The sequence below is a fragment of the Schleiferilactobacillus shenzhenensis LY-73 genome (assembly GCF_000469325.1).
Taxonomy (GTDB): Bacteria; Bacillota; Bacilli; order Lactobacillales; family Lactobacillaceae; genus Schleiferilactobacillus; species Schleiferilactobacillus shenzhenensis.
Genome location: NZ_KI271584.1, coordinates 237,683 through 244,680, shown reverse-complemented (window position 1 = coordinate 244,680; position 6,998 = coordinate 237,683). Strand labels below are relative to the sequence as shown.

Genomic DNA, 6,998 nt, shown 5'->3' with positions numbered 1-6,998 from the left:
TTGGCCAATTGTTGCGACGCCACCAGTAATAGCCGACCAACCAGCAACCTTGGTTAGGCCTGTGGGCTCGGGAGCAAGCAGGCCAGCCACTCCACCCACTGTTGCGGCAGTACCAGCAACAACACCGAACAAGCTCCAAGCACCACTGACATTTGCCAATTCCGCTTCTGAAAGATCACGAGTGAAGGAAGCGGGCAATTGAATACTATTGTTTTCCATGATATTACTCCTTTTCTGAATGACATTACCAACCGGATACAGTGTCAATTACCAGGTAAATATTTACTAGATACGCTCTAAAATGAACAATCCTTTCAGTTACTGGGATTTGCGCATCTTAGACGGTGTCAAGGCATCCATCCTGGAAGCACTGTACCTCACCAACAAAACCAGTGTACAATGGGCGTAATCATGACGCGAATATCTATCAGTATCCTAATAATTTACAATCTTTCGCAAGCTCGGACACGTTAGCGCGTGAACTGGGTAATCAGACGGTGTTTCAGTTCGCAAGAAGCAGCGTACCACTGCTGTCATTACAGCCAGCAACAAAACCACTCTCGCCACGTCCGCCACAGAAGCAAAGCAATGCCGCCGACAGCCACAAGGACACAACGGGCTTAACTTCGACTTTTGCTGGTACGTATTTCCCGAACCAAGATGACTGCAGCACCGTATGGCACCAGAATCAAGACAATGATGGAAAGTGGCTAACTTTCTTCAGCGTTACCACCGTTTTCTTCGATAACTCCTTTCCCCCCACTCCTGCCGGCCATAAAACGCTCCATTGGTGAAGCTGCGAATACGGGAAGCCGTAATTTGACGGTCGTGTTGATGAATCAGCGCAAACAAGCAGGCAAAGCCTACAATCAGCATCAGCGAGTTGATCCCAGTGGAGAAGGCATAACCTGTACCAAACAAACCGGGTATGACAATTGATGCGTTCCAAACAAGGTGGAGGACAATTGGCGAAAGAATATCAGCGGTTAGCAAATATACTTGGGCTAGGATAATCCCCAGAAGCAAAGTGAACAGGATTTGTCCCAATACCTGCTGTAATGGTTGGAACAGGGCATTGATCAGATGCGTTCCGGCGAAAGTAACGGCTGACAAAGTCACTACTACAGTTGACCGGCGTGTGTACTGCAAGACGATGGGAATGATTAAACCTCGCCCAAGCAATTCCTCGAAGACGACCGCAGCGGTCATTTCCACAATTACCAAAAACAATTGGTACTTGCTGGGAAATACGAAGTGCTGCGGAAGCACAGAAACAACGTTGGAAAGGATCATCGGCATCAGCCAAACCACCGTGGTCAGTTGCAGCGCATGTCCTTTACCAATTAACAGGCGAATTTTGAACACGTACTTCATCATCAGAAGAATCACCATAATCTCTGCCAAGTCAATCAGCAACCAGACCAGCAGGCTTTGGGATTGAGACATTGCTTGCGCTGCCTCGAATCGGTTGATACCAATGTGCCCAGCCATCAATATGGCGTAGAGCAACATGGTGCCGATTGTTCTAACGCGCGTTTTCTGAGTATCCATGCTGCATCCTCCAAAGCAAAATGGATTGAAGCAACTGGTTTGAGTTGACTGATGACTCTCACAAGTCAGCTAATAAGCCAAATACAGCTTCAATCCATTGTTGCTTACCACTTGCGGTTCTGAAACCGCGAACGAGCCAGTTGACGCTCTCAACGATCAATCCGCTGACTCAGCAAACACCGACTCCCGAACCGATTATCATGATGAACTCGCTGGATGAATTAGTGCCCGTCAAAGATGCGGTAGCCTTCTTCCAGCGAGTGGCGAAAGTTCAGCCCGCGAGCCGTTTGACGCTGTTACCGGGAAATCGGTACGCCCAAGCCTATGAAGACGACGTGCTGGACTAGACCAGACCGCGGCGTTCTTCGATGCGGTCTTGCGCGTAGAGCAATCACCGGTTTCAATCCAGTAACGGTTACCGGGCAGGGTACACCGCGCCGCCGGCGATGCCTTTGACCAAAAAACCCATGATCATTGCGAGATCTGAGTTATCCAGCTGTTTAAACTGATTGCTGGTCTGTACCATGAATATTGCGTCTCCTTTCGTTATTTCAACAACCCGCTCACGGTCATCACGGCAGATGCTGAAATAATCGTGTTATAGGTTATGTGGACCATGATTCCCGGTGTCAACGACTCGCACCGTTCGTCAAGTGCCGCGTTGACCATCCCCATGAAAAAGATTCCGGCGGAGGCAGCCACACCCGTCATATGGGCAATTGCAAAAAGAAGCGAAGCCATGACAGCGGCAAGAATACGGTTGTTAAGCAGCTCTCCAAATTGCGTCAGGACAATCCCACGGAATGCAATCTCTTCAAGAATTGGTGACCCTATGGAAGCAGCAATCAATGTTAACCATTTGAATCGACCGTGTAAGAGTGGAATGTTACTTGACCCAGTGACAGTATCCCCTTGATGGAAAAGAGTGGGGTACTTTGACGATATAAGGAGCAATCCTGTTGAAACAGCGTAAGCAATGACGCCAAACAGGATTGATAGTAGAATCCAGCGGACGGATATGTTCCAATTGTTCCTTCTGCCAAAGCGGCTATACCACCATTTGAGGATGAGAAAGACCAGGATGAACCCAATCAGGTAAGCGGCCCAGTGGATGGAAACGGGACACGAGCTCAGCTTCGTTCCTTCCCACGCCATATCGGCCAAAAGCGGCATGGCAATAAACAGCGGCAATACAAGCGCAAGGATAGCCGTACCAATAAATCGAAATCCCTTATAAAGCATGACGTCACCCCCTCTTTCTCTTGGATACTGAACAACGGATTGCCGCATCTGCTCTCCGCTTGACTGCTCCTGGAAATCAATCGCGCCAACAAGGACTAATATATAGGCTGCCCAGATGAAACGCCAATCACTATCAGTATCCTAATGATTTTGTCGGCTTGTCTCGAAGACTGCTCAACGTATCGTTCCGGCACTAAATTCAGCAGGCTAAACGCAAAGCAAGTTCGTACAGCAACCTGGCGATACCGCTTTTTTCTGGATCGCCCCTGCACCGGTGCGCGACACCCCTGTCCCATTGTTGTACAATCGCCTCAAGCACAAAATTTCTGAAAAAGGACTGACCAGAGTGGTAAAAATCCAAGAAGGTTACATGCCGTTCCGTGAATACAAAACGTACTATCGCATCGTTGGCGAAAAGACGCCGAGGAAGGCGCCCCTGCTGCTGATCCATGGCGGGCCTGGCTCGTCCCACAACTACTTTGAGCTGATGGACGATTATGCCGAGACTGGCCGGCAGCTGATCATGTACGACCAGGTGGGCTGCGGGAAGTCGTCGCTGCCGGAGGACCCGGCGGTCTACGTGAAGGAAACCTGGGCGGAAGAACTCATTGCGCTGCGCCAATACCTCCACCTGGACGAGGTCCACATGCTGGGTCAGTCCTGGGGCGGGATGCTAGAGATGTTCTATCTGACCAGTTACGACCCCCAAGGGATCAAGAGCGTGATGATCGACGGGTCGCCGTCTTCCATTAAGCTGTGGATCTCCGAGCAGCACCGGCTGATCAAATACCTCAGTTATGAAGATCGCCAGGCTATCGCTGAAGCCGAGCGCACCGGAGACTTCACCAACGTCAAGTACTTGGCCGCCAATGACCGCTACATGGAACGTTACTGCTGGGACGACCCGGATGAGAACTCGCCCGAACCCCTGCGCCGGCCCACCAACGGTAAGCGCGCCAGCCTCATCGCTGAAGGACCCAACGAGTTCACCGAGAACGGCACCATCAGCGACTTCGACGTCACCGATCAACTGCACAAGATTCATGTTCCCGTGCTAGTCACCAATGGGACCGACGACTTGTGCACGCCGCTGATTGCGAAGACTGTGTATGACCACATTCCCGGTGCAAAGTGGCACTTGTTCCAGAACAGCCGCCACCTGGCTTTGCTGGACCAGCACGACGAATTCATCAGCGTGCTGGATCACTGGTTGAAAGCCAATGACTGAGGCGATGACCGCAGCCCGTTACTTTGCCCGCGCCCTAAAGGCGCTAGGTCTGCCCGCTAGCACGCCGCTCACAGATGCCTACCAATTTGGCGATGATGCCGATAAGCTGGCCGCATTGGTTCTCGCTGGCAAGAAAACTGCCACGGCCAGTGCACGGGATTTGTATGAACCCGACGAACCGCTGCCCCACCCTGGCGAATATGATGTGATCCTCGACAGCACGCATCACCCGGTCTGTGTTACGTATACCGACGCGGTGACGGTGCAGCCATTTCTGGCAGTGTCCGCCGACCACGCCTACCGCGAAGGGGAAGGCGACCGCAGCCTGGCCTATTGGCGCCAGGTCCACGCGGATTTCTTCAAGAAGGCGTATGCGGCTGAAGGACGGGCCTTTGACCCCAAGACGGTCCGAATCGTGTTGGAAGCCTTCCACGTGGTTTACCCCATTCCAAACAAATAATTGCTTTAACACCCGGACGTCTCGGCAGCGAAACGTGCGGGTGCTTTTTGTCGTATCGGTCTATCCACCACTTACCGTCCTATTTCGACCACTTAACGCAATTCGTGAGACGTCCCAGGCGCTGGCCGCTCGGAGAAATGCCCAGAAGCCGCCGACGAAACCGTGAGTGCAGCCAACGAAAAGAAGCGCCGCTGCCATGAGCGTTGTATCGTCTCATCGCAGCGGCGCTTCGTCTGGCCAGCATGTCTTGCCCACTTGTCCAACAAATGACGGGCTACTTCAATTTCATGTACAACAAGGGATACGGCCGCCCCTGTTCATCGCGGTCTGTCCTTTTCTCCACCCGGAAGCCCATATGCTCATAAAAGCCCTTGGCCGCGGGGTTTTGTTCATTGACCGCCAAGACGGTGATACCATAGCGGTCGATTCCGTATTGGATGAGCTGTCGCCCCAATCCGCTCCCCCTGTCCGCAGGAGCGATAAACAGCATCTCCAGCATCTGGCCGGCTACGCCCATAAAGGCGACGGGGCGCTGGTGCTCATTTTCGGCAACAACTAAATGGGGGATCGTCCGCAGTGCTTGGGGGACATCCTTTTTTATTTCTGCAATCTCGGTGGCGGACAGGAAGAGATGTGTCGCCTTCACCGACTTCTCCCAGACGGCGGTGAGCTTGGCAATCAGTGCCGGCGACCTTTCTTGGATCTCGCTTATTTTCATCATGATTCCGCTCCTTAATAATCTGTTCGTTAGTGGTTTCGTTTAACCAGACAATAGCGCCCGCCTGGTCCTTCGCGGTCGAAAAGCATCCACCTCTGAGTTTCCTCGCTTTCAATCAGAAAATCTAGTCTTGATCAGAATCCGGCAAATCAGGCGCCAGCTTAACCCCGCTCAATTTCGCGGCGATCAGACCGCCCAGGAACCCAACGGCGATAAACGGCACAAAGTCCATGCCAATCGTGTACCAGGGGATAAAGGATGTGGCGAAATGCTGAATCGCCGCAAAGAACGGGAGACGCGCCAGACCAGCAGGCAGCGCATGCACAGCATCCAGCAAGGCGGGAATCACCGTGAACCCCACCGTCACCTTATAGATCCGCGTATTTTTGCCAATCCACGGATGAAGCAGGCCCAGCAGGATCAAGGCAATCGCTAACGGGTACAGCAGCATCAGAATGGGCGTGGAGTACGCAATAATCTGATCCAAGCCAAAATTCGCAATGAAGAACGCCCCAATGGCGGTGACTGGCAGGAAGAAGTGGTACCCCAGCCGAGGGAAGCGGTGACCGAGGTCCTGGGAAAAGGACGTGACCAAACCGATGGCGGTGGTTAAACAGGCTAATAAAGTCATCGCCTCCAGTAATGCGGTACCGGCCAGGCCCGTGTAATGGGTCATAATCTGATTGAACGCGGTACCGCCGTTCTCAGTCAGTTTAGAAAAGCGAAGACTGATCGCCCCTAGCATGATCAAGAGCACATAAATGACAGCTTCCAATCCCATCGCCAAGGAGCCCACTTTGGCGACGGCTTTGGCCCGACCACCCGCATGATGCAAGCCCATTAATTTGAGTGCGGTGATGATTGTCACCCCAAAACCGAGACCCGCCAAGGCATCCATCGTGTTGTATCCCTGGAGGAAGCCGTTGATGAGATTACTGCTGATCAATTTTGCGTTCCCCGTGGTGCTCACCGCCCGGATATCGCCCTTAATGAGAAAGGCCCAGAAGAAGATCGCGGCCAGCAAAATCAGAAAAAGCGGGTTCAATAATTTGCCAATGTACGTCGTGATTTTACTTTCGTTCCAGGCCAGACAAAAAGTGGTCAGGAAAAAGAGAAACGAGAAGATCAGTAACCCGATTTGCTGTTGCCCTTTGCCCAGGAATGGGGCAATCCCGATGGTGTAACTCACCGTCGCCGTCCGGGGTGACGCAATGAGGAGGCCAAGACTCGCGTGGGTCGCCAAAAGGAAAAACAAAGCGAAGCCGTGGCCCACCGGCCGGGCCAAGTCGTACATACTGCTGGCCCGGGTGAGGCTGATGGCCATAATCGCGAGCAGGGGCAGCAGAATAGCCGATAGCAAAAAACCGACTGCGGCGGGCAGCCACGCATCGCCAGCGAGCTGACCCAGATGGATGGGGAATATCAGATTCCCCGCCCCAAAAAACATGCCTAATAACAATGAACCCAGGGTAAGGTATTGCCGTTTTGTTAATTTCGGTTGTTCGGACATTGAGAATTCCTCCATTTTATAATGACATGGGTGTCGGCTGATCAGGTGATCGGCTAGTGGCGCCGGCTTAAATTGATGTTTTGGGCCATAAAAAAACGCCCCCACAGTCAAACCTGTTAAGGGCGCGGATTGCCGCACTGTACCACCTTATTTCACCGTTCACGTCACCGTTAACGGCCTCACTGCGTACGGCCTCCAGAGGGCGATACGCGCTTGCTGTAATGGGCAATCCCAGACCTTGCTTCCGCAGTCGCAAGGACAACTCATAGACTACTTTCCCAAGCAGGCA

The 6,998-nt window shown here is 52.5% G+C and carries 8 protein-coding genes; 3 read left to right on the top strand and 5 right to left on the bottom strand.

Annotated elements, in window-relative coordinates:
• Both L248_RS16030 and L248_RS04665 read right to left on the bottom strand, forming a co-directional pair.
• Positions 1-219: hypothetical protein (locus tag L248_RS16030; protein WP_196811990.1), on the bottom strand; the 219-nt coding region annotated here is incomplete at its 3' end.
• 507 nt (positions 220-726) lie between these two features.
• Entirely contained in the window at positions 727-1,551 is an 825-nt protein-coding gene (locus L248_RS04665; protein WP_040534811.1) for a CPBP family intramembrane glutamic endopeptidase, read from the bottom strand.
• Positions 1,552-1,691: 140 nt separating this feature from the next.
• Here L248_RS04665 and L248_RS04660 point away from each other — a divergent pair, with 140 nt between their 5' ends.
• On the top strand, positions 1,692-1,898 hold the full coding sequence (locus L248_RS04660) for a hypothetical protein (RefSeq protein WP_022528935.1): 207 nt from the start codon (positions 1,692-1,694) through the stop codon (positions 1,896-1,898).
• 199 nt (positions 1,899-2,097) lie between these two features.
• Here the strand turns inward: L248_RS04660 and L248_RS04655 are convergent, their stop codons facing one another.
• The gene (locus L248_RS04655; protein WP_040534810.1) at positions 2,098-2,793 is read right to left on the bottom strand and encodes a CPBP family intramembrane glutamic endopeptidase; all 696 of its coding nucleotides are present in this window, start codon (positions 2,791-2,793) and stop codon (positions 2,098-2,100) included.
• 346 nt (positions 2,794-3,139) lie between these two features.
• On the opposite strand from L248_RS04655, the gene pepI reads away from it, so the two are divergent.
• Both pepI and L248_RS04645 read left to right on the top strand, forming a co-directional pair.
• A complete protein-coding gene (pepI, locus tag L248_RS04650) occupies positions 3,140-4,021 on the top strand; it encodes a proline iminopeptidase (protein ID WP_425423439.1) in 882 nt (293 codons plus the stop codon).
• A 4-nt stretch (positions 4,022-4,025) separates the two neighbouring features.
• Entirely contained in the window at positions 4,026-4,481 is a 456-nt protein-coding gene (locus L248_RS04645) for an ASCH domain-containing protein (protein WP_040534944.1), read from the top strand.
• 274 nt (positions 4,482-4,755) lie between these two features.
• Here the strand turns inward: L248_RS04645 and L248_RS04640 are convergent, their stop codons facing one another.
• Both L248_RS04640 and brnQ read right to left on the bottom strand, forming a co-directional pair.
• The gene (locus L248_RS04640) at positions 4,756-5,199 is read right to left on the bottom strand and encodes a GNAT family N-acetyltransferase (protein WP_040534941.1); all 444 of its coding nucleotides are present in this window, start codon (positions 5,197-5,199) and stop codon (positions 4,756-4,758) included.
• 124 nt (positions 5,200-5,323) lie between these two features.
• On the bottom strand, positions 5,324-6,709 hold the full coding sequence (gene brnQ / locus L248_RS04635) for a branched-chain amino acid transport system II carrier protein (RefSeq protein ID WP_040534808.1): 1,386 nt from the start codon (positions 6,707-6,709) through the stop codon (positions 5,324-5,326).
• Positions 6,710-6,998 lie beyond the last annotated feature (289 nt).